The sequence below is a fragment of the Paenibacillus sp. PsM32 genome, assembly GCF_030433815.1.
GTDB lineage: Bacteria > Bacillota > Bacilli > Paenibacillales > Paenibacillaceae > Saccharibacillus > Saccharibacillus kyungheensis.
The window spans coordinates 158,000-179,916 of the sequence record NZ_JARUWY010000002.1; the positions used below are offsets into that span (position 1 = coordinate 158,000).

Sequence of the window (21,917 nt, forward strand, 5' to 3'; positions counted from 1 at the left end):
ATTCCCTCCTTTTCAACCAAAATAACGATGATATAAAGTGCGTGCTTCTGCTATATCTTTTGTACCATGCACCATAGCACGACCATCACGGAAAATAACAAAACGCTGTTCATTTGGCATCGTCATAGATACTAAAAAAGGAGTGACACTCACTTGATTTTCTTCAAGCTTAGCTAAGCGTTGAGCGGTCTGCTCTAGATCTATTATCATTTTTTGTGCTGGACGAATCTGTACCGTATCTCTACCGCATAGTACTTCTGTTTTACTTTGACCCGCTTGAGTGAGATGGGGATAAGTAGGTTGGCTACCACAAGAAGGACAATTTGGCTTGCGTGCACTATTCATTTTGATAGAGACCTGTTCATTATTCCATAAGTCAAATGATAACAATGTACCACGTAATTGATCTGTATTACCACTAAGAATCTTAATGGCTTCTGTACACTGATGAGCTACAACCATCTGAACAGCAGGAGGAATAATACCCGAAGTATCACAAGTATCTCCTCCAAGTGGTGCAGATTCCATTAAGCATTGTAGACAAGGTGTGATTCCTGGGATAATCGTAAATGTAATGCCGTAGCTTCCTACACAACCACCATATATCCAGGGAATATTATATTTTTGCGAAATATCATTAATCATTAATCGAGTCTCAAAATTATCTGTCGCATCCATGATCAGATCTACCCCTTTGGCTAGATCATTCATTTCATCAGCCGTTACGTCTGCAATATGTGCTTCAATAGTTACGTCAGAATTAATTTGTTGTAGACGACGTTGAGCAGCGATAGCTTTGGGCATACGATCTTGAGCATCTTGTTCTGTAAACAGTTGTTGTCTTTGCAAATTACTCCATTCTACATAATCGCGATCTGCAATAATTACTTTGCCTACCCCTGCACGAACCAGTGTCTCTGCAGAGCTAGAACCCAAAGCTCCAGCTCCTACGATAAGAACAGTGGCTTCTGTCAAATGTTGCTGACCTTTTTGACCTAAAGGAGTAAATCGCACTTGTCTGGAGTACCGATTATGTTGTTCTGGTTGTTGCTGGTTATTGGTATTATTCACGTTCAAGTCGTGATCATCCCTTCTGCTGGACTGCTCGCCACAGCATACTCACGTACAGGAATCATGCCTGCTTCCCTTCCTAATCGACCTGCTTCTACACCTAGCTTCATAGCTTTTGCCATTTTGACAGGATCCGTTGCGCCAGAGACAGCACTATTAAGAAGTACAGCATCGGCTCCAAGTTCCATCGCATACGCAGCATCTTTCGGTGAGCGTATACCGGCATCGACAATCACAGGTACAGTCGCTTGATCAATAATCCATTGCAACGCCGAAGGATTAAGTATTCCTTTACCCGAACCGATCGGAGAAGCTCCAGGCATAATCGCATGTACACCAAGTTGCTGTAAGCGTTTGGCTAACATATAATCGTCAGAGATATACGGCAGAACAATAAATCCTTCTGCTAGCAAGACTTCGCAAGCTTTGACCGTTTCCAAAGGATCAGGTAAAAGCAACGTATCATCTCCGATAACTTCTACTTTTATCATATCACATAATCCAGAAGCTTTTGCCAGACGTGCTATCCGAATAGCTTCTTCTGCTGTTTTGGCTCCTGCGGTATTAGGCAATAGTTTATATTTTTGGAGATCTAACATTTCTAGAAAATTCGGTTCATTCACTTGATCTAGATTCAATCGTCTTACTGCAAATGTTAGCACTTCTGTGCCTGATGCTTCTACCGCCTGATTCTGAATCTGCAAATCTGTAAACTTCCCCGTGCCTAGTAACAGTCTCGATGTAAATGTATGTGTACCTATCGTTAACAAATCAGCCACCTCCTACAAAATGTACAATCTCTAATATGTCTTTGTCTGCCAGTGTAATATGCGGATGTTCTTCTTTTTGCAAAATTTGTTGATTATGTTCTACAATCACTGTTTTGTGACCAAGAGATAATGATTCTAGCAATTTGGATACCGTATTGTATTCAGGTTCTACATATTTCCGATGACCATTGATAATTAATTCCATGTAGTCACTCCTTTGGCTGTAGATCGAGATTTCGATGATAAAGATTTCGATTTTTGCAAAGCTCGTTCTGGTGAAAAGCAATCAGGGATATGCGCTGTGTCATTATTTATTAATGCCTCTGCCATCCATTTTGCTGTGCCAGCAGCTAACAACATCCCATTTCGATAATGCCCTGAAGCTGTCCATAATCCAGCAAGCGGTTGAATCCTTCCTAAATAAGGTAATTCATCCGGTGTTCCAGGACGTATCCCTGACCAACAACGTTCAAACGTAGCTGATCCTATCGCAGGCAGAAATTGCTCCGCTCCCGACAATAACTGAGCAATCGCAGAAAGATCTACTGTTGTATCTGTACGTTCTGGTTTACTGGTAGCTCCAATCCAGATGCGATGATTACTTTTGGGAATGATATAAATGCCTTCTCCATAAATCGTATGTCCAAGATATTGAGAAGAAGTACTGACTTCGATGAGTTCTCCTTTGACCGGTACCAAAGGTAAACTATACTGCTCTGTTACTAGTAATTGTTGTGTACTCAAGCCTGTTGTTAACACTACTTGTTCAGCGTAGATTTCTCCTTGATTAGTGATTACACCTGTAATATGATTTTTACCTTGCGAATGCAGTAAACGGTATACTTCTGTCTCAGGATAAAAATCGACATGATGCTGAATCGCTGCTTGAACAAGCGCTTGATTAAACAAAGCTGGAATTAATTGCGGTTCATCTGGATTGTAGATCATTCCAGAAGGAGCATAAATATGTGGCTCAACTTGTGCTAGATATGATGGGCTCCACCACTCTTTGCGATCTACTTTTGAATCGTTATGTGTAGAAGCAGAAGTATGACTTTTATTTGGTAAAGGAAATAAATTTGCATCAAATGTCTTGTCATACCTTTGATCTGCTTGAAGTGGGTCTTTATGTCTTAACTGTAATTCTTGCTTGGTCAGTGGTAGCAAAAATCCTTCTGTTCGTAGTCCAATATCAATCCCAGTTTTCTCCAATAGATCAGTCGCAAGCTTGCTATATAGCGATTGACTGTATAATGCCAATTGGTACAATTCTGGATGAGCAAAATGTTCAGAATGAGCAGCTAACATCCCTCCTGCTGCACCTGATGCGCCAGAAGCTGGTTGATTTTTTTCAAGCAAAGCTACTTTGACTCCTTGCTGTGCCAGTTCATAAGCAATAGCAGCACCGATCACTCCAGCACCTACAACGATTACGTCATAATGATTAGCTTTGAGATTAGATAGATGAACCATAAGCCGATTCACTTCTTTCCTAATGATTGTAGATGCGTAGAAGTCATATATTGAATACTTTGGCTATACAACTGACAGGCATGCTGAGGATGTTCTGCTTCAAAAATACCAGACATTACAGCTACTCCTCTAGCGCCTGCTTGATGAATGTCTTGGCAGTGTGATGGCTGAATACCACCTATTGCAATAACAGGTAGAGATACCGCATGACAAAGCTTTTCCAATTGATCCAATCCTTGTGGAATCAGATCAGGTTTAGAGTTAGTCGAATAAATATGACCGTAAAAAAGATAATCTATCCCTTCACTTTGAGCTTGTAATGCTTGCTCTATACTGTGAACAGATCGCCCGACTTTCCATAGTGAAGGAGGATCATCTGCATTTACATAAGACATATGTTCACTTAAATGCACACCCCCTATTTTTAAATCCGCTGCTAATTGAGGTCGACTATTGATCCTTATTTTGGATAGTGGTACTCCTGTATGCATGAGCTGCTGGACAGCATTAATAATCTGAGAATCAGACCACTTTTTTTCACGAATATGAATAGCGGTTGTCCACGGATGTATCTGTGAAGCTACCTTTACAAACTGGTAGATCGATTGTTGACCTGTACTGATTGCATGAAGTTCCATATCGGTATATGCCCTCCTTTCCTCAAAAGTGTATAAGCAAACGCAAAAAAGCCACTTCTTATTATTCAAGAAGTGGCTAGTATAGACCTAGAAAATAATGAGCCTTGTCTGAGAGCAAACAAGATTATTTTAAAATAACGGAAACCATATTTTAGATCATCATAAGCTCCTCTGTATAAAATAATTACTATTCTATACAGTAAAAGACTTTATCGTTAATATGATCTAACATTTCCGAAACTCTGCTACCACTTCCCTACGCTGGTATGATCCAGATCAGGTACAAAGGGTCCGAAAGCAATATCTGCTTTCATCTCAGCCTCAAGCGGCCCCCCTAGTGCATTCAAGCTATTCAATTTGTTATTCATCTTAGCAAAGACTATTCAATAAAGCAAATGATTCTCAGACTCTTTATAAAGTCATTTTTCACAGTTCATTCTAAAAACAAATGAGTACAACTAGCTACGACATCTTAAAAAGATGGAAAATCTTTTATTTCGCTTTAGCTTCAGACCACTGCTCAACATCCCAAATTTTAGTAACCCAATCTTCATAAAATTCAGGTTCGTGAGAAACAAGCAATACTGTGCCTTTATATGCTTTTAAAGCGCGTTTTAATTCATTTTTAGCATGAACATCCAAGTGATTGGTCGGTTCATCGAATAATACCCAGTTGCTTTCACGCAGTAATAGTTTGCACAAACGAACTTTCGCTTGCTCTCCACCACTTAACATACGCATAGGACGAGTGATGTGCTCATTTTTCAGACCACAACGTGCCAGATGACCACGTACTTCATTTTGACTTAAATGTGAAAATTCATTCCATACTTCATCTATCGGTGTCAATTGGTCTGGACGTACTTCCTGCTCAAAATAAGCAGAATGCAAATAATCGCCAAGATAAGTTTTACCACTAACCGGTTGAAGTTTACCTAGAATAGTTTTGAGCAATGTTGATTTACCTACACCGTTACAACCAACAATCGCAATTTTTTCACCACGTTCAATATTCATTGTCATTTTAGGCAATAAAGCATGTGTATATCCAATCTCAAAGTCTTTACCTTCAAAGACTGTTTTACTACTTGCACGAGCTTCTTTGAAATTAAATGTTGGCTTAGCAAATTCTTCTGGTTTGTCGATACGTTCGATACGATTTAATTGCTTTTCACGACTTTTTGCACGACCGGATGTAGATGCACGCGCTTTATTTTTTTGAATAAATTCTTCTTGTTTTTTGATAAAATCTTGCTGTTTTTCAAAGGCTTCGATATGTTGATGCTTTTGAATATCAGCCATTTCTAAAAACTTATTATAATCAGCTGTATAACGATTTAATTTGGCAAATTCCAAATGATAAATTACATTCACGACTTGATTCATAAAATCTGTATCATGTGAGATCAATACGAAAGCATGTGGATATTCTTGTAGATAACGAGTTAGCCATTGAATATGCTCTACATCCAAATAGTTGGTAGGCTCATCCAGCAACAAAACATTAGGCTTTTCCAGTAATAGCTTGGCAAGCAGTACTTTGGTACGCTGACCCCCGCTCAAAGCTGTTACGTCTTTATCAAGTCCAATAACATTGAGTCCAAGACCGTAAGCCATATCTTCAACTTTGGTATCTAATAGATAAAAGTCTCCTATTTCCAGTTGCTCTTGAATATCACCCATTCGTTCTAACAATACTTCCAATTGTTCCGGGGATGCTTCAGCCATCTGATTGGTGACTTCATTTAACTCCTGCTCTAATTCTAGCAACGGAAGAAAAGCATCTTTCAGTACATCACGTACTGTTTTTCCTTCTGTTAACTTGGTATGCTGATCTAAATAACCATAACGTACACGCGGAGCCCATTCGACTTTACCGCTATCTTTCAACAGTTTACCTGTCATAATATTCATCAATGTTGATTTGCCAGCACCATTTGCACCGACTAAGCCTACATGCTCTCCAGCAAGCAGACGAAAAGATACATCCCGAAATAATGTTCGGTCTCCAAAATTATGTGTTACATTTTCTACTGATAACAAACTCATACTAAATAATGCTCCTGTCTATGTTAAATATCTCTTTTTTAAATATACATCATCACAAAATTGCTACAGAGTGTATTGTAACATAAGCAGAAGCTGTCTAGAACTGAAAATTTTCATTTTTTTACATTCATTTTCTGATATGTAGAATAAATGTATGCTTTTTGGAACACAAAAAAGGTAGCGTCTATTCATCGCTACCCTTATCACTTTTGAAAAGTATACTTTTTTCCGTAAATGGCTTCGCTAAGCTGTATTGTTTCTTATATTAAAGTTACGTAAAAGCCTTGCTTTAGATCATTTCCTCTCAAGTAACCGATCTAACGTTGACTACATTTATGATTACAAATTTAATTTTAGTATTCCTCAGTAATAGCTATTTCGGAAACAATCTTTCGGTCTATCAATGGGTTTCTCCGGTCGATTCATTTGCAATACGGGGATCTAGTCCATATTGTCGGTGCAGATTTAGGTGGTCACGGAGGGTTTCCCCCTCATATCCGTCGGCAAAAAGGCCGCGTTCACGCAGGATGGGGACGACACGATCAACGAATTCGTCGATCCCCGTGTGAAAGTCGTCGAAGTTTGTCACGAATCCGTCCGCGGCTCCGGCTTCAAACCATTCCTGAAGGTAATCGGCAGCCTCCTCGGCGGTGCCAACTACGGTAGGCGTAGTCTCGAACACCCCATGGGCAAGGATGTCACGCGGCGACCACCCTGCTTTAGCCAACTTGACTGCCAAAATGGAACGTGCGTCCTGCGGATGCGCCCGAACGGAAGCGAGCTGCGCAGCCGTAAGGGGGGATTCAGGGAGAGTAAGTTCCTCACGCAAGCCGAGATAAGCGCCCAGATGGGACAATGGTCCACGGATATCCGTTCTGTCATCGAGTGCGCGGCGTGCATCGAGGGCTTGCCGCTTCGTTTCGCCGACTGTGAAGCCGGCGAATACAACGAATTTGATTTCTTCGGGATCTCGGCCCGCCTGTATGGCAGCTTCCTGCACGGCCCGACGGGTAGCCCGACTTTCTTGGATTGTCGATGGCATTCCAATCACGATGTTGGCGTACATGCCGGCGGCTTGCAGGCCGTAACCGCTGCTGGCAGGCATCATAATGACCGGCTGGCCCTGCTCGGACGGCGGGATAGGAAGCGGTCCGCGTGCTCCGACGTGCTTGCCTTGGAGATCGATCGAACGAATATGGGCCGAGTCAGCGAACATGCCGTTCGGGTCGGGCCGGCCCGCTTCGTATCCCCAGCTTCCCCACAGCGCCTGGACGATCTGCACCACTTCGTGGAGACGCTCGTACTTATTCTCCCGAAGCGGCGGGACCTTGCCAAAATTCGCGAAAGCAACGGGTTCGTAGCTCGGTACAGCATTCCATCCGGCCCGTCCGCCGCTGATCACGTCGAGAGCCTTGAATTGGCGGGCCAGCAGATACGGCTCGGTGAAGGAGGTGGACGCCGTGCCCATCAGTCCGATCTTTTCGGTCGCCTGAGACACAGCCGACAAGGTAATGATTGGATCGATGTTGAACAGAGGCGGTGCCGTGGAAAGATCGCCTTGCAGGAAAAGACGTTCGGGCAGGAAGAGGAAATGCATTCCTCCTCGCTCGGCTGACCGTGCCTGTTTCACTATAGCATCGGTATTAGTGTATGACCCAAGATCCGCGTGCGGCATCCGCCATGCGGCTGGATGCGCACCGAAGTTGTTTCCGAGGACCACTCCAAGGATCATATGCTTGTTTTTCGTTTTCGAAGTACCTGTGTCTGCTTTTGTTTTTTTTATATTATGCATAGATAAACCTTCTTTCCAACTAGAATTATTTAGAGGATGTTTTCGTCTTAAAAACATTCATATCTTTTATCTTCTGACACGATTCCCAACTATGCTTCTAGGTGTTGAGTATTGTATATTTAGAGCCATTATGCTTTCATCAATTCAGCGAATAACGCATACCCTTTTCGTCGCGTACGCTGGTCCGCATACCAATCCGCTATCATAATCTCGTCAATGTGTGCGGTACGTTCAAGTTCTTGAATTTGTGTCTTAACTTGCTCAGGATTCCCAATAATAAAGCGCCCTTTATTTTGTTCACGGATGGCCAGTTCATGTGGAGTAAACTTATAGTTGGCAGCTTCTTCCACCGACACTAATTGCAGGTCCTCTGTTTTTGCGCCCATATACATTTTTATCCAGACAATTTCAGCAGGTAAGGCCGCTAGTTTTGCGTCTTCCTCCGTATCTGCTACGAAAATGAATTTCGATAAAATGCTGTACGGCTTTTCTTTATGACCTTGCGCTTCAAAGCGCTTTTTATAGAGGTTTAATAATTGTATGTCTTGACTTGGGTTTAATTGGCCTGCAAAAGCGAATTTCATACCGAATTTTGCCGCCAAGCTTAAGCCGCCTGCGGATGAGCCTAACATAAACATATTTAGCTGATACGGTGCTCCAGCGATTTTTAACGCTTGCCATGGATGACCTTCGGGGAAGGATTTCATTAAATGATAGATGATTTCTTGAATCTGATCAGCAGTATCCACCTCAATCATTTTCTCTCTGGTCATTTGGAGCGCGATTTTTGCCAAAAGGTCTGTGCCAGATGCACGTCCCATGCCCAAATCTACACGACCCGGAAACGCTGCTTCTAATAACGCAAAGTTTTCCGCCACTTTATAAGGGCTATAATTGGGTAGCATAATTCCTCCTGCCCCGATATTCATATTTTTCGTTAATGTCCCTCCGAACATCATTAACAAATCGGGTGCCATGCTAAATATGGTCGTTGCGTTGTGATGCTCTGTAAACCAGTAGCGTTTATAGTTCAAAGAATCCGCTAATTCCAATGTTTCTTTTGTATTTTCCAGTGCTTGTTGCGGAGTTTCTCCCTTAAAAATGTGCACGTAATCAAGTATTGAATAGTTCATGTGGTCAGCTCCTGTTTAACGGCCTTTAGTCCCATTGCAATGCTTAAAGCAGTCTCGCTGAACATGCCCACAAACCCGACGATGAGCAGCGATGCCAAGATAGCACGCGTATTATAGATTTTCTTCAATTTTCTCTCTCCCAGTAACCTCATTAACTTAATAACGGTTTATTTTTTTGCAAAACCCTGTTTGTTTAAGTATTCACGCATGAATGGCAGTTTACTTCTTTCTAGATGATCTTCGATATGGCCTGTCCATCCTTTTTTTAGTATGCGTATATCTTCAAGTATTCTGCCGCATATTCAAATCTTATTTTGATGAACTTTTTACTAAATTGATTGTTTTTAAATTCAAGAATGAAACAACTATTTAACGCTGGCATAAATAAAAGAAAACTTAAAAATTCGTAGCAAGAAAGAATTCAAAAAAACTCTATATTTATTTAGTCGGCTAAATATTTTTTTAAGTCATACACTAAAAACTGTCATTTAGATTCCTTACTAAATTTTCTCCATGAAAACAAAAAAATTAGCGGGCTAAATATTAATTTGAAGAAAAATCAGAATAAATTTTTCTCCATTCGAATCATTAATTCTTTTAAAAACAAGCGTTCTTCCGCTGAAATCGAATGCAATAATTTATTTTGCTGCTGTTTCCATCTAAAATCAATCGGTTTCTCTAATTTTCGTCCTTCCTCTGTAAGATAGATTCGCATCACTCTTGCATCTTGTTCATCCCGTTTACGATGTATAAATCCGTTTTGCTCTAATGATTTAACCATATTCGTCACTGTAGGAGGCTCGCATTTTAAATGTTCACATAGTTGCTTCTGAGTAATTCCATCGCCTGATAACAAGCGAAAAATCAAATTATCTTGACCTACATAGAGATTAAGTTCTCTCAAACTTTCGTTATAATCTCGACGCATTCTAGATGAAATTTTATCTAAAGATTGACGAATGTCGCAGTCTATCTGATTCTTCACTGTTAAACCTCCACTACCCAAAATATATTTAGCACGCTAAATTTATCATAAGAGAATTTAGCTGTCAACAAAATTCCTTAGCCTATTAATAAATATCCGCCGCTTGACCGTTCTAAGTGATCTGGAGCGACCGAAAAAGCAAGCATCGCACAGGCTCGAAGCCTTTTGATCCGAAGCTTGAGATAGCCATCAGCTCGAAAAACTGTTTCAGCAGAGAGCTAATCACAGGGCTTCATATCCAAAAAAGAGTAACTCGTAGCTAATTTGTTCTTGTAGTCATACTTTTACGAACGGTTTGAAAGAATTGAAGTAAGCTTATTATCGTTGAAGATTTTGCCATTTTATGAAAAGATCAAAGCTTTTTTACTTACTTCTAAAAATTAAATTTAACTGTCGGTTGTTACTTTAAGAAGTAGATTGTATTAGTTTTAAGACATAGCTTGTTAAGAATATTATAAACGACTGAATACTTTGAATTTGATTTTGACTTTAGTTAATAAAAAGCCTAGTATGAAAAAGAACCTTAGGGTTTATTCCTGATTTCTAAGGAGGAATTAAAAGCCATGAACATGTTTTTACAAAGTCACTTTCAAAATTAATTAACTCTCTCAAAGTATTGTTTTTATAATGTTACTTGCTATTTGCAATACTACATTTGAGGGAGTTTTAAAAATGAATGATCAAAGAATAAATACTACAGCTGAAACAACATTGAATTTGCTCTTAGAAAAAGCCCACAAATTGCGTGAAGAAGGGCGTGCTAAACAAGACCCAGAAATTCTGAAAGAAGCACGTTCTCTTCTTTTAGAAATGGTCGCTACCTATCCAGATCACGCTGAGGTAAATTACCAGACTGGAATGGTTCACGATAATTCCGGATATCCGAATGAAGCTATCCCTTATTATGTAAAGGCAATTGACCAAGGTCTTACAGGAGCAAATCTGCAAAGATGTTTGCTTGGTCTTGGCAGTACCTACCGTTCTTTAGGTTACTATCAAGAAGCGGTTGAAACTTTACATCGAGGTGTAACAGAGTTTCCTGAACACCGTGGCCTTCAAATCTTTTATTCAATGGCTCTGTATAATGCAAAAGATTACAAACAGGCTATGGAGATTGTTTTGGCTAATCTAATGGAAACGACTTCTGATGAACATCTTCAATACTTCAAAAGAGGAATTTCTTACTACGCTCAACACCTTGATGAAACTTGGTAAATTTTTATCGTTTTAAAATTAAGCTTGATGCACAACCTGCCAAACGATGATCGGTAGTTCAAAACCAAAAACCAGTAACCTTTTATAAGGTTATTGGTTTTTTTGTATGACTTTTGAGTTAAAAAAGCTATTTTATACAACATTAATGAATTAAAGGATTACGGCAATCACGTAGAAAGTATCCTGATTTCGCAGCTTCTTTGGCATCGGTGAATAAATCTTGAGCTGGTGCAGGTAACTTACAACCATTAGGATAAGCATACTTGATACCTGAATCAGGATCAGTCGTTCCTAACCATGAAGTCTTTTTCACTAATCGTCCTCCGCCAAGCGCATAATTGTTATAATAACCGCTTCCTGTCGGAATCCCCTGCAAAAAAGAAATAATACCGATATCGTTAATACTATTGTTCCATTCCCCTTGCGATATCGTTGGTAATGTAAATGTATAAGAAATTCCATAACGAGAAGCATATTCATTGTGTTTATTGATATAGTAAGCCAAATCTTTTTGAATTGAGCTCACTATCGCTGTACGTCTCACTTGCTCAAATGTATTGATCTGATCTAAAAGCGCTATATTCGTCTGATCCGCTAACTGCTCTGCTTCTCCATCTAACACTTTTCCTGTACTGGCTTCGACAACATGCACATAATGATCTAGCGTAAATTGGATACTATTGCCTTGTGCATCAGAATAGGCATATGGCTTTTTCGGATGCCACATATGTCTAGCATTAGGCAATCCATCACTTCCTGTATAATCTTCAGTCGCATAGATGTAATAACCATCATAATCAATCACTACGATTGCAGGGATATAGTGCATTAGATTTTGCTGTGCAGACTCATCTCCACGAATACCAAAATTCAAATACAATGTATTCAAAAATGTATGTAATGCTAACTCTTTATCTGCTCGAAAAAACTTTTCTGAAGAGTATCCTGCTTCGTATTGTTGCTGCTCATTCGTACTCATCACCTGACCTGCATCTTGAACAGCTGTACGAAGTGCTGTAGTATACGAAATTTGTAGACTCGATGCTTGTGCCTGTTCGTCAGTATGTAAGCCACTCAGCCAAAATAGCGGAAAGAAAATAATAACAAACAAAATAGCAAAATCAGTAATCTTCATTCAGCACCATGCCTCCATAACGTGCAAGTACAGCAGAACGATTCTGATTTCCTTCGATCCCTAACATTCCGCGCAATATCGCTGCCATTGTTCGATTCGTACTTTCTACTTTCACTGTAAAATAATCTCCATTTTGTAAACGATATTGTCTGCTTTGATCATCTTTGGGTGTGCTATTATCTGGATACAATACAGGCATGATAGCATTCTCATAGTATCCCTCATACACAGTTGTAAATTTATTTTGAAAAGTATTTACGTTCGCTGGATCTGTATATTCAGGATGATATGTTTTGTGTAAATGTTCGATTTGAATAGTATACTCATTGCCTGTTGTATTAATTTCACGCGTGAAATCATTATACATAGTAGGTGTTACGTATCCTTTGGTGCGTACAGCATCTGTAAATTGAACAACTGCATTATAAACTATCATCTGAGAAAGATCGTCTTGTCGCTCTGCCGCTTGCATCGTAGGAAATACATATAATAAAGCTACCGCAAGAAAAGCGGCAAATACTTTGGACATCGAATTCATAGCGTTCTCCTTGATCGTTCTGTGGTATAGCACTATGGGCTACTACATCATATTGATTAGCTAAATAGAATAGTAACCACTTCACCTTGTGGATTCGTCTGGTAAGTCACTTGATACGTACGATTGACTTCTATTCTCAGTAATGCAGATGGTTCAGGTTTTACAGCATGAGGATAAAGCACATGATCGATTTGCATATCTACACCGATCTCTTGAATCTGAGCAATCGATTGTCTGACCTGTGCACCTGTATACGTCAACTGTTCTGAAATGCCTATATACTGCTGAACGCTTTGCTTTTGTCCTTGCATCACAGGTTCTGATAATTGATTTACTTTCTGAATACCACCACTTAGATAAAGTGCCGCAAGGCAAGCTGTTCCGAACAAAAATAATTGAACAGCGAGCCACAGCATACTTTTTGTACTATTATCCATCGATTAGTCCTTACTGCTGAGTGAAGACAAGACCACGTACAACGTTAGAACGATCTTTAATAATCGCAGCTTTGAATTTACCGCTCGGATTGACATACTCTGGGCTTGATTCTGTCATCGTATTATTCATATCGCCATTAGCTTTAGCTGTTACAGATCCATAAGAATCTGAAGTTAGTTCTCCGCTTGTGTTCAAAGTATTACCGTACCATTGACCATTTGAACCTTTGTTTTTACCCGTTGTTACCTGAACGCCAAATTGTTCTTTACCGCTAAATTTACGTAAAGCATTGGTTACTTGAGAACCACTGATAGTTGTACCATCATAGACTGTATAAGAAGCTTGAGATAATTCAGTTTGGATATCAGCAAAGTTATTTTGTGCCGTTTTGGTAGCTTCTTGAGCAGAAATAAATAAAATTACTACAATCGTTATCAAAGCGATCGTTAAAAATATTCCTGCGGCTACTTTTAAAGCGGTTGAAGCATTATTCATTGTAAAATCCCCCGTTATTTGTTTTGTAGTTTATCAGTTTTAACGTGTATCAATAGCTATATTCTTTGAATCTGATCGTAATAGACTTCCATCTGACTAAAGCTCATACCTATCAGTGGTAAGACTAGATAAAGGAATATCAGAGCATACATCGGAGTAAAACCGATCATTTTGCCCCATGTTGCTTTTGTTTCGATCATTTTTTCGTATTCTTGACGACGTTGTTCAAAGTAATAGGACATATCACTTTCAAGATCATCAAATGCTTGCGGAATTGGAATTTTGTCTACTGCCAGATGTAGTTTGTCTACTAGCTTGCCGAATTCAGGGAAAGATACTTCGTCTTTCAACTGTTCTAGTGCGTCTTCAGGCCCATGCTCATAATGCAGTAAACATTTCTGTAGTGGCAATTTAAAGATCACAGCAAATCGATTCATCCATTCTAAAATCACTTCCACAGACATACGATCCATTCCACTTAGCATAGAGATCACTGTATGGAATTGGTACACTTCATGCTTCATATCCATACTGCGTGCTTTTTTCTGGAAATAAAGCATCCATACAGGCACTTGATAAGCAATAAAAGCAGTGAGTAAAGCAATCAGTAATTCCCACCAGCGAAAATACTCGGTATCATACGCTTTGAGCTTGAGCAAAATTCGATCAGTTGTCGTATTGATCTGCTCTTGATCTCGAAATTTTCCCGAGTTGTTCACTTGTGTAGCAATCTGTTCATAGGTCGCTTTACTGGACAATCCAACAGACATCATAATTTGACGATCCAAAGCTGCTAATTCTTCTGCATTTTTTTGCTCATCCATAGACATAGAACCAAATAACATATCGTTTTTGACAGGTGCATACAGAATCATTTCTTTAGCTTGTTGATGCAGAATAATTCCTGCTGACAATGTAATGCCAAAGCATAAAATACAAAGTACTAATCTGCGTACCTGCAACCATTCCACTGTGATACGAGCATTGACATCGTTCAGTAATTTGTCTAAACGATACTTATGAAGTGGATTTTCTCCGGCTGAAGCTAGAAAAACAATTTTGCTGAACCATTTCCATTTCAACAATACTTGCTCCCAGGAGCGATAATCTTTGCCTGCTCGATAAGTGGTTTCATCGTAAGTCTGTAATTTTTGCAGTAACAGATAACTGATCAGAATAAGGATAAAAATAAAAATTCGTGCGATAAATCCTAATTTACTGGTATAAAAATCATCCATTGCTGGAAAGTTACTACGTGCCCATTGTTCAATCGGATTGGTAAAAAAGATCGGTACAAGCACGATAATATTTAGACTTTTGAGCAGATAATCGAGCTTATCGCGTCGTAAAATTTCTAAATGGATCTCTTTGGTCAGATTACTGAGTCCTCTAAGATACATTGATCCGTCTTGCCTTACTTTATCTCCGTATTCCATCACCATACCGGATATACCCGCAAAAGCTTTGAGAAAGCGATTAGGCGCTGTCTCGTAATATTGCTCTAATCGTTCTTCGGGATGTTGGTCGGTTAATGCTTCTACAATCAAGTTAGCATGTAGAGCAATTTCAGGAGCAGCATATTCCGCTGCTTCGTACAACGATTCATCGACCATGCCATGACGATGATAATGATGTCTAACATCAGCTAACAGATCAACCATTTGACGCAACAATCTTCGTTCTAATCGACCTGCATAAGCTTCGATAAACATGCTATTTAGTACGACCGCTGCAATACAAAGCATAATAAAGAATAACGGATCAGGATTGCGAATAATTAGGATGACTATTGATCCACCTAATATGCCTATAATCATCCACGTTACTGCCATTGTACGACGACGTAATTCCCATTCTTCATAAGCATGAATACTGGTTAGTCGTTTGCGAATACGTAGAACATAATGACCTAGAAGCGGAATTTTCATCGCAACCATATAGGATTGTTGCAACGTTTGATAATGCCATGCTTGCCATTTTTTACGTAGATCCTGATTTTTTTCAGAAGGCATCATTGCTGTCAGATGTCTACTACGATTATGTTGTATCCGATAAAGTAATATCACAACTGCCATTCCGACTGCACATATAATCAAGACAGCGATAAGCAAATGCTTGATACTCATACAGCTTGCCCCCAATACGTATTTACAAAACGCTCAAATAAAACACGATCTTGAGTAGTCATTTGCTCTTGCATTTCGATTTGATTTTTTGTGGACATTGGATGAACAGCTACATAGACCCCATCATGATATTCAATAATATTACGTGCAATAAACGTATAACGCTGATTGTGACCTTCTTCTTCGCTTAAATCTGCTACCGGCACACACTCGGTGATCCGTTCGATATAACGTTGACCTTCGGCATCTCTTTTTAAATGGATATCAAAGTTAATAACGCTGACCACTTGCTCTTCGGCGATTACTTCATTTTGAAAAACACCTGTTTTGAGTAGTGAGTTACGTAAAGAATAGATCAGATCACGAAACGTTTTCGCATGATGGGTAAAAATAGTGAACAAACTGGCAACCTGTGCCATCTGAATCATCCAGGCAGCTACTTCATCTGTAGCAACCTCTCCCAAAATATTAACTGTTCCATCGGTTTTCTTTTGAACATCAAGCCCTTGTTGACCTGATACATTCTCTGTTTCACGAAAGCTCAAAATATTACGACGACTATAGATTTCACGTAAATGAAGCTCGGATGCCATCTCTTGTACCCTTAACGTATAAGAAGCGTAAATATGTTTTACCAATGCCATTAACAATGTTGTTTTACCGGAACCTTGAGCACCTGTAATCGAAGTAATACGTGCTCCTTTCATTAAGTAAACCAGCATTTCGATGACCATTGCAGATTGATCGCCACGAATCAGTTGTTCCAACGTAGCATTTTGCACATCGAACTTACGGACAAAAAATGCCCATGATTCGGCAAAAGGAGGACGCACTACAACGATCCGAGACCCATCTTTCATTTCATTCACTTTATAACCATTGGCTTCTGACAATTGTCCGGGATGATTGTATTTGTAAATATTTTGACAGACCCTTTTTAATTCACGTACAGAACCAAAGCTGAGAAACGACAAATGAATCGATTTTCCTTTATAAAATAGCCATACACTTTCCCATCCTTTGGCAGGTGGTTCTGTTACTTGGTCTTTAGGGTTAGGCATATAACGTGGTGTTAATTGGCCGGAATCTTCAAGTACGCCACTTACACCACCGCTGACACCATCGACTCGTTGATCTCTAATTTCATCAATTACAGAGAATCCTTTATAATGCTGATAGACTTTTTGAGTAACGATATCTAGCTTTTCTTCAAAAGTTAAGGAGCGATATTCTTGTCTGAAAATTTGCTGGATATCATGCTCTGTAATTGCATAAGACAAACTGTCTCCATCCGTCTCGATTAACTTAGGCGCTGCAAGATCATATGTATCGATCAATATCGATAATCCATCACGTCCATATTCGCTAATGTAGCGATATAACAAAATATCAAACTGTTCGCCTGTAGTTAGGCGCTCTTCTTGATCAAACGGAATAATCTGATTAATATTAGTTTCGTTAAGCCCGTATCCTTTGTGCAATAGACCTGCGATAAAGTCTTTCACATAACGCTTATCCATCACATCTCCAGATATACATCCTTTTAACGCTTGGCGTAATTCAGTACGTTTTGCTATTCTGCGTCGGTACTCTTCTTCATTCAGACCATAATCGGATAGTCGGCTATGGCTCATATCATGCAATTGATCTTTGACGTATTGAATCAATGCAGACAATGTATGCTCTTGACTGTGATTAATAGCAATATCGTTACCTGCAAGGGCTGCGCGACGATGACGTGCAAATAATAACAGACCAAGAATCAGCAACACGATAATAATCAAAGTCATATTGATCCCATTTTCAAATAGCATGAAGCTTCCCCTCTCCAAGCCGCTTATGATCATGCCCTTCATTTAACTGTGTCAGTATATGTTCTGTTAACATCGTCGTCTGCTTAAACAACTCTGTATATTTACGCGGCTGCGTTACGCCAAGATTACGACGCACAAATGAGAGTAATGTTTGTGCATTCCATGCATCTCTAAATTGAGCATCATTTTCTATCGCAAATAGAGGTTGCTTTAAGCCAAATTTGCGACGAATATTAGCAACCGCACATTTGGAATCAGAGTCATAAGCTCCTAGAACTGTTGTCCATGGTTGTTGATGGATATTGGCCCATTGACTAGCAGTATTAAAAAAGGATTCTAAATGATTACTATTCTGGCTCATATTGACGACTACGCTATCTGCTTGCTTTAATAATTCCACTTTGTCCATACCTGACCCTACATCTACTATCACAAGATCATAATACTCATTAGCAATATTCAAAATGTCTTGCCAATCTGAACCTTCTTCCACAGACGAAGAATGGGATGCAACCATAGTTCCTGGTAGCAGATCTAACCGATCTTTCAATAATGGGATTGTATAATCCGAGATATTATTTTTGTTAAGCTTACGTGAAGATAACAATCTACGCACACTATCAATGCCAATATCTGATTCTTGATAAGCAGTCGATACGATAGTTCCTTGTGCCATTAATCCACTTTCTATACTTTCACCTTGAGCTTGATTATGGCAGACCAATATCCGCAATCGATATTGTAATGCTGCTGTTAATGTCACTAATGCAGTATGTGAAGATGTTCTGCCATGACCTGCTTGTGGGCTCCAAAACATTACTGTACTCATGCTCTTTTCCTTTCTGCTTGTTTCAGCGCTCTTTTGATTTCTTTATTTTCCATGCCACTAATCTGACCTGTTAGTTCACACAATCCTTTTTTGAACAAACGAGACAATGGACGAATACGTAACTTTTCTGCATATTCATTTTCTAGTTTTAAAGCCATATCTGATTCTGTCCATGGAATCGTAATCACTTCTGTATTCCATGCAATATGCAAATGCTCTAAATGGCTACGAATATACTCTGACTCGAGCGAGCAATCTATCGTATGAATAAATGTTAACTGAAAGGAGGGTACAAAATTAGCTTTGTCTTGAGCTTGCATCTGCTGATACCATTGCTCAAACCAAGCAATACTTTTGTCGATCGTTAAGCGGTCATAATCGCTCACCCAGACATGCTCTTGCGCATCTGTCCATTGTTCTCGATTATAAAAAGACAACTGTTCCAAATCACAAAGAATATAATCGTAATGAGTACAATCTTCACCTGTATGGGATAATTGCTGATTAATCTGTTCCAAAGATTCAAAACCTGTTGCCAAATCAAATCCGGCAAATTCAGTGATTGTCTGTATATATTCTGAATTGCTGCTGTAATAGCGATAACGATGTTCTAATGTGGCATCGATCAACAATACTTTTTGCCCGGCTGATGTCATCAAAGCACAAAGCGATAACATCAAATCTCGTTTATCGCATAATCCTGTAAATATCCAGGTTTTCAAAAAACTCAATCCCTTCTTGGTGTAAAAGGTTTATTTTATATGATTCTATCTATTGAGAAGTAAATGCTTCTGATGCGTTATTTTTGTAAATAGTACTTTCGCTATTAGTAGAATTACTTGTATTTGTTGATGACTGTTCGTTGTTAGAAGTACTATTATCATTATTAGGATTGCTAGTATTCGAACTTACACCACTTGATTGATTATATGATTGTCGTGTAGATATAGCTGATTCGGCTGCGGATTGAGCAGACTGAGCAATATTGAGTCGTTGTTCATCAGATAACGCTTTGAGATCTAATTCTAATTGCTTGCGTACATTATCTAACAGATAACGCTCTGCTGTTCCTACAATATTAGGATCTGCTTTCATTAAATTGAGTACTTCTGCATTTGAAGGGTATGTCGGTATAGCTTCTTTTTGTAATTGTGGTTCTACATAACTAACTGCATACAGTGAAGCTTTGTGTAGTAAAGCATCAACGGTTGCACTGGATAATGCTAACATTTCATCTTCTTTTAACGTAGTCCAGATGGTTGGATAATCCAGATTGTTTAATTTCTTTTTGGTTAATACAATATAATCTTGTCCGGTTGGAAACTGAATTCTGATATCAACGGTATCTCCTTTTTTGATATCTGTAGGCATTAAGATAGTATTGAGCTCACGATTACGCATATCATCTGTTGTGGGTTGTTCTTCATAGATCATCGAAGTGGTAATCGGCATATTACGGGTCAAATTAATTTTGGTCGTTTTACCTACCAGCTCATTAACAGTTGGTAACAAATGATCAGGTAAAAATTGCTTCGGTAAATAGATACCGACCAGGTCTTTTTTAGTGATCTCTTTGCCTGCGGTTACTTCTTGTGCCGGTACAAATACGGTGACACGCTCTGTACCTTCTTCTAATGTGCGTATCTGCTGTTCATATCGCGCTCTCAGTTCATTCTGATTATGCTTGAATTGAATACTAGAGTAGATGACGTATCCTGCAAAGCAAAGACCGATCACTCCTGCTCCACATAAACCCGCATAAATTAAATGCTTGGTGCGTTGTCTGATTTTAGACAATGTTATAATCTCCTTCATTTTCGCTTTTTAACGTAGACTAAAACGAAATTTTTTTCTTTTGATAGGTGCTGGAATAATACTATTAAAAACACTTTGAAGCGCTGTATCCATCTGTGGATGTTGATCAAAAGGATCAGGTTGCCATGGTAAGGCATATACTTGCTGAGTCTCTAATTCTTTGCTTATCCGCTGCGTCACTTCTGATGTAGCTAAAGGCAAACAATACTGCCATTTACTTTGAGGGTGACGTTGCAATTGTTCGGCAAATTTCAAGATATCTTGATACCGCCATTCTGCTCCTGAACCTACAACGATCGGAATATCTGCTCTCAAAAACTCTTCTAAGCGCTCATTGTCTTTGTAACATCCCAAATCAAGTACAAGAAAGCGATAACTTCCACCTAGCAGATTCACCACTTCAGCCCGTGCAGACTCTCGCCAGTAATCTACATGCTGGATTTGAAATTTACGTTCAAGATGGTGTGAGCTTCCTCCTGCAACCGATTGAATTCGTGCAAATGTTCCAGGCACACCATTCATTTCAGCTAAAGCTACGCCACCACCTTGACGTGCCAGATAATGTGCAATCGCTATAGCGGTATGTGTCGTGCCTGTTCCTGCTGCTGTACCAATCACTGCTACTACTATTGTAGCTTGCTGTACATGAACAGAACTGGAAAGTGAATTGGGATATATTATAGGTGATGTATTTTCTTGAACAGCTCTACGTAATGCTTCACGAGCTTCAGTAGCATTTTGAAACCGATCTACCGGACGATGTTGTAACATTTTGCGTAATACAGGAATCATGCCACGCGGAAGATCACTTCGGATAAATTTCTCCATACCAGGCATCCATTCGCTATAATGACCTCCTGTAGACAAATAAAGAAGTAATGCTCCTAACCCGTATAGATCTGAACGATTATCTGTCTGCCCACCGCCATACTGTTCTGGAGCTGCAAATCCGACTGTGCCCAATTTGACCGTATCTTCTGTTTCTTGTGGCTTAAAATTACGCGCAATTCCAAAATCAATTAATCTCATATCTTGCATAGGGGTAACCATTACATTGGAAGGCTTCATATCTCGAAAAACGATAGGTGGCTCTCGATCATGCAAATATTCTAATACTTCGCACAATTGATCTGCACAACGCATAATAAATGATGCTGTAATCATTTCCGGATACTTTTTAAATTGTTGATCTAATGTAATGCCTTCAATGTAATCCATAACTAAGTATGTAAATCCTTCATCATCAGGCTCAAAAAAATCTACGATTCTTGGTAAAGAAGGATGACTAAGTGTAATTAACATCTGAGCTTCATCTGCAACATTTACAAATTGTGAAGGAGCAGATACGCTTTCTTTAATCGCCCATGATCTTCCGGGTAATTTCAAATCATGAACCAGATAGACATGGCTCATACCGCCACTCCCTAACTTTTGCTCAATCTGATAGCGATCTCCTAATACCATTCCATAGGTTAATTTGGATGAATGAATCATATATATACCTCCTTGATCGCAGTTTTTTATTGAGCTTTGTCGTCTCTATACCAAAAAATGCAACAAAAAAGGGAAAGCTTCCGCCACACTGAAAATAACCCTGTTAA

At 39.4% G+C, this 21,917-nt stretch carries 20 protein-coding genes, 1 pseudogene and 1 riboswitch; of the genes and pseudogenes, 1 reads left to right on the forward strand and 20 read right to left on the reverse strand.

Annotation, left to right across the window (positions count from 1 at the left end):
• Positions 1-12 precede the first annotated feature (12 nt).
• The 10 genes and pseudogenes from QCD85_RS06560 to QCD85_RS06600 all read right to left on the reverse strand — a co-directional run bounded on the left by QCD85_RS06560 (position 13) and on the right by QCD85_RS06600 (position 9,911).
• Entirely contained in the window at positions 13-1,071 is a 1,059-nt protein-coding gene (locus QCD85_RS06560; RefSeq protein WP_301262223.1) for a MoeB/ThiF family adenylyltransferase, read from the reverse strand.
• 2 nt (positions 1,072-1,073) lie between these two features.
• Positions 1,074-1,841, reverse strand: a complete 768-nt coding sequence (locus QCD85_RS06565) for a thiazole synthase (protein ID WP_274172586.1) — start codon at positions 1,839-1,841, stop codon at positions 1,074-1,076.
• 1 nt (position 1,842) lies between these two features.
• Positions 1,843-2,046, reverse strand: a complete 204-nt coding sequence (thiS, locus tag QCD85_RS06570) for a sulfur carrier protein ThiS (RefSeq protein ID WP_274172585.1) — start codon at positions 2,044-2,046, stop codon at positions 1,843-1,845.
• A complete protein-coding gene (locus tag QCD85_RS06575; RefSeq protein WP_301262045.1) occupies positions 2,037-3,314 on the reverse strand; it encodes an NAD(P)/FAD-dependent oxidoreductase in 1,278 nt (425 codons plus the stop codon). The genes thiS and QCD85_RS06575 overlap by 10 nt, the downstream gene beginning before the upstream one ends.
• An 8-nt stretch (positions 3,315-3,322) precedes the next feature.
• Positions 3,323-3,952, reverse strand: coding sequence for a thiamine phosphate synthase (locus tag QCD85_RS06580; protein WP_301262046.1), 630 nt, complete (start codon positions 3,950-3,952; stop codon positions 3,323-3,325).
• Positions 3,953-4,188: 236 nt separating this feature from the next.
• A riboswitch (TPP riboswitch) is annotated at positions 4,189-4,298 on the reverse strand.
• A gap of 146 nt (positions 4,299-4,444) precedes the next feature.
• A complete protein-coding gene (locus tag QCD85_RS23995) occupies positions 4,445-5,338 on the reverse strand; it encodes an ATP-binding cassette domain-containing protein (protein ID WP_441005609.1) in 894 nt (297 codons plus the stop codon).
• A gap of 74 nt (positions 5,339-5,412) precedes the next feature.
• Positions 5,413-6,001: pseudogene (locus QCD85_RS24000) on the reverse strand (ATP-binding cassette domain-containing protein); the annotation flags it as partial.
• A gap of 400 nt (positions 6,002-6,401) precedes the next feature.
• Positions 6,402-7,793 carry an NtaA/DmoA family FMN-dependent monooxygenase gene (locus QCD85_RS06590; RefSeq protein ID WP_274172582.1) on the reverse strand — a complete coding sequence of 464 codons (1,392 nt, stop codon included), beginning with the start codon at positions 7,791-7,793 and terminating at the stop codon, positions 6,402-6,404.
• A gap of 128 nt (positions 7,794-7,921) precedes the next feature.
• Positions 7,922-8,926, reverse strand: coding sequence for an MsnO8 family LLM class oxidoreductase (locus tag QCD85_RS06595; RefSeq protein WP_274172581.1), 1,005 nt, complete (start codon positions 8,924-8,926; stop codon positions 7,922-7,924).
• A gap of 559 nt (positions 8,927-9,485) precedes the next feature.
• Entirely contained in the window at positions 9,486-9,911 is a 426-nt protein-coding gene (locus tag QCD85_RS06600; RefSeq protein ID WP_274172580.1) for a MarR family winged helix-turn-helix transcriptional regulator, read from the reverse strand.
• Positions 9,912-10,583: 672 nt separating this feature from the next.
• Between QCD85_RS06600 and QCD85_RS06605 the strand changes: the two genes are divergently transcribed.
• On the forward strand, positions 10,584-11,126 hold the full coding sequence (locus QCD85_RS06605; protein WP_301262047.1) for a tetratricopeptide repeat protein: 543 nt from the start codon (positions 10,584-10,586) through the stop codon (positions 11,124-11,126).
• A gap of 142 nt (positions 11,127-11,268) precedes the next feature.
• Here QCD85_RS06605 and QCD85_RS06610 read toward each other — a convergent pair whose 3' ends face one another.
• The 10 genes from QCD85_RS06610 to QCD85_RS06655 are packed head-to-tail and all read right to left on the reverse strand — an operon-like array spanning position 11,269 to position 21,810.
• The gene (locus QCD85_RS06610) at positions 11,269-12,261 is read right to left on the reverse strand and encodes a hypothetical protein (protein ID WP_301262048.1); all 993 of its coding nucleotides are present in this window, start codon (positions 12,259-12,261) and stop codon (positions 11,269-11,271) included.
• Complete coding sequence (locus tag QCD85_RS06615) at positions 12,248-12,799, reverse strand: hypothetical protein (protein ID WP_274172577.1); 552 nt, start codon at positions 12,797-12,799, stop codon at positions 12,248-12,250. Before QCD85_RS06615 ends, QCD85_RS06610 begins: the two co-directional genes overlap by 14 nt.
• A gap of 56 nt (positions 12,800-12,855) precedes the next feature.
• Positions 12,856-13,236 (reverse strand): hypothetical protein, encoded by a 381-nt coding sequence (locus QCD85_RS06620; RefSeq protein ID WP_301262049.1) that lies wholly within the window; start codon positions 13,234-13,236, stop codon positions 12,856-12,858.
• Between the two features lie 10 nt (positions 13,237-13,246).
• The gene (locus QCD85_RS06625) at positions 13,247-13,732 is read right to left on the reverse strand and encodes an ABC transporter permease (RefSeq protein WP_204823836.1); all 486 of its coding nucleotides are present in this window, start codon (positions 13,730-13,732) and stop codon (positions 13,247-13,249) included.
• A gap of 56 nt (positions 13,733-13,788) precedes the next feature.
• Positions 13,789-15,858 carry a hypothetical protein gene (locus QCD85_RS06630; RefSeq protein ID WP_301262050.1) on the reverse strand — a complete coding sequence of 690 codons (2,070 nt, stop codon included), beginning with the start codon at positions 15,856-15,858 and terminating at the stop codon, positions 13,789-13,791.
• Positions 15,855-17,672, reverse strand: coding sequence for an ATPase, T2SS/T4P/T4SS family (locus QCD85_RS06635; RefSeq protein WP_273612644.1), 1,818 nt, complete (start codon positions 17,670-17,672; stop codon positions 15,855-15,857). The genes QCD85_RS06630 and QCD85_RS06635 overlap by 4 nt, the downstream gene beginning before the upstream one ends.
• Positions 17,662-18,501 (reverse strand): hypothetical protein, encoded by an 840-nt coding sequence (locus QCD85_RS06640; protein ID WP_301262051.1) that lies wholly within the window; start codon positions 18,499-18,501, stop codon positions 17,662-17,664. Before QCD85_RS06640 ends, QCD85_RS06635 begins: the two co-directional genes overlap by 11 nt.
• Positions 18,498-19,223 (reverse strand): hypothetical protein, encoded by a 726-nt coding sequence (locus tag QCD85_RS06645; protein WP_301262052.1) that lies wholly within the window; start codon positions 19,221-19,223, stop codon positions 18,498-18,500. The genes QCD85_RS06640 and QCD85_RS06645 overlap by 4 nt, the downstream gene beginning before the upstream one ends.
• Before the next feature lie 49 nt (positions 19,224-19,272).
• A complete protein-coding gene (locus QCD85_RS06650) occupies positions 19,273-20,298 on the reverse strand; it encodes an SAF domain-containing protein (protein WP_301262053.1) in 1,026 nt (341 codons plus the stop codon).
• A gap of 27 nt (positions 20,299-20,325) precedes the next feature.
• Positions 20,326-21,810 carry a serine/threonine protein kinase gene (locus QCD85_RS06655; RefSeq protein WP_301262054.1) on the reverse strand — a complete coding sequence of 495 codons (1,485 nt, stop codon included), beginning with the start codon at positions 21,808-21,810 and terminating at the stop codon, positions 20,326-20,328.
• Positions 21,811-21,917: the final 107 nt, after the last annotated feature.

Excerpts from the sequence above, each read along its gene's own strand:
- QCD85_RS06580 (WP_301262046.1), bottom strand. The coding sequence starts at position 3,952 with ATGGAACTTCATGCAATCAGTACAGGTCAACAATCGATCTACCAGTTT.
- QCD85_RS06640 (WP_301262051.1), bottom strand. The coding sequence starts at position 18,501 with ATGAGTACAGTAATGTTTTGGAGCCCACAAGCAGGTCATGGCAGAACA.
- QCD85_RS06605 (WP_301262047.1), top strand. The coding sequence starts at position 10,584 with ATGAATGATCAAAGAATAAATACTACAGCTGAAACAACATTGAATTTG.
- QCD85_RS23995 (WP_441005609.1), bottom strand. The coding sequence starts at position 5,338 with ATGAATCAAGTCGTGAATGTAATTTATCATTTGGAATTTGCCAAATTA.
- QCD85_RS06575 (WP_301262045.1), bottom strand. The coding sequence starts at position 3,314 with ATGGTTCATCTATCTAATCTCAAAGCTAATCATTATGACGTAATCGTT.
- QCD85_RS06590 (WP_274172582.1), bottom strand. The coding sequence starts at position 7,793 with ATGCATAATATAAAAAAAACAAAAGCAGACACAGGTACTTCGAAAACG.
- QCD85_RS06635 (WP_273612644.1), bottom strand. The coding sequence starts at position 17,672 with ATGCTATTTGAAAATGGGATCAATATGACTTTGATTATTATCGTGTTG.
- QCD85_RS06620 (WP_301262049.1), bottom strand. The coding sequence starts at position 13,236 with ATGGATAATAGTACAAAAAGTATGCTGTGGCTCGCTGTTCAATTATTT.
- QCD85_RS06610 (WP_301262048.1), bottom strand. The coding sequence starts at position 12,261 with ATGAAGATTACTGATTTTGCTATTTTGTTTGTTATTATTTTCTTTCCG.
- QCD85_RS06630 (WP_301262050.1), bottom strand. The coding sequence starts at position 15,858 with ATGAGTATCAAGCATTTGCTTATCGCTGTCTTGATTATATGTGCAGTC.
- QCD85_RS06625 (WP_204823836.1), bottom strand. The coding sequence starts at position 13,732 with ATGAATAATGCTTCAACCGCTTTAAAAGTAGCCGCAGGAATATTTTTA.
- QCD85_RS06595 (WP_274172581.1), bottom strand. The coding sequence starts at position 8,926 with ATGAACTATTCAATACTTGATTACGTGCACATTTTTAAGGGAGAAACT.
- QCD85_RS06615 (WP_274172577.1), bottom strand. The coding sequence starts at position 12,799 with ATGAATTCGATGTCCAAAGTATTTGCCGCTTTTCTTGCGGTAGCTTTA.
- QCD85_RS06655 (WP_301262054.1), bottom strand. The coding sequence starts at position 21,810 with ATGATTCATTCATCCAAATTAACCTATGGAATGGTATTAGGAGATCGC.
- thiS (WP_274172585.1), bottom strand. The coding sequence starts at position 2,046 with ATGGAATTAATTATCAATGGTCATCGGAAATATGTAGAACCTGAATAC.